This is a genomic window from Coprococcus intestinihominis, from assembly GCF_040096555.1.
Classification (GTDB): domain Bacteria; phylum Bacillota; class Clostridia; order Lachnospirales; family Lachnospiraceae; genus Coprococcus_A; species Coprococcus_A intestinihominis.
The window spans coordinates 1-726 of the sequence record NZ_JBBMEK010000510.1 but is presented as its reverse complement, the minus strand read 5'-3'; the positions used below and the strand labels follow the sequence as shown (position 1 = coordinate 726).

General features: G+C 42.1%; 1 protein-coding gene and 1 pseudogene. Both read left to right on the top strand.

The genetic code is table 11. The features are described 5' to 3' along the window. On the top strand, window positions 1-410 hold a 410-nt coding region (locus tag WMO25_RS18540; RefSeq protein ID WP_349086734.1), incomplete at its 5' end, for a helix-turn-helix domain-containing protein. Window positions 411-502: 92 nt separating this feature from the next. Next, a pseudogene (locus WMO25_RS18535) lies at window positions 503-726 on the top strand (hypothetical protein); the annotation flags it as partial.

The window sequence follows — 726 nt, the reverse complement described above, 5'->3', positions numbered from 1 at the left end:
TGACATTCGGTGAGAAAGTAAAAACATTGAGAAAGACAAAGGATATGAGTCAGACCCAACTGGCTCAGGTAGTTGGCGTATCTTTAAGAACAGTGGGCGGATGGGAGAAAGAAGGACGTTATCCAAAGCAGCATGAACTTTATCAGAAACTTGCGGATACTCTGGGATGTGATGTTTCTTATCTCATGACAGAAGAGGAATCCTTTATTACAGAAGCCACAGAACAATATGGATCCAGAGGTGCGAAACAGGCACAGCAGATTCTGGAACAGGCAGCCGCTATGTTCGCCGGTGGAGAATTATCTGATGAAGATAAAACCGCTTTCATGGATGAGATCCAGATGCTTTATCTGGATTCCAAAAGACGTGCCAAGAAGTTTACACCGAAAAAGTATCTCAATGAAAAGTAAGTGTCCTTTTTATTGTACAGCATTTGGAGTACATTATACTTGTGGGGAACTCTCCGCATCTTTGAGATAACGGATCTTTTGAGGTGATTTATTTGGGAAATAGTTATATCTACGCAAAAGTGGAAAAACTGGTCAAACGCTTTAAGACCAGAGACCCTTTTGAACTTCTCGACTGCATGAACGTCGTAGTCGGAGAAACATCGAATTATAAGAAATTAAAAGGTTACTGCTTCATGAGCTGCCAGACGATCTATGTCATGATCAGCAGTTTCCTTTCTGAAGAAGAGCAGCGCATCGTTGCTGCACACGAACTGGG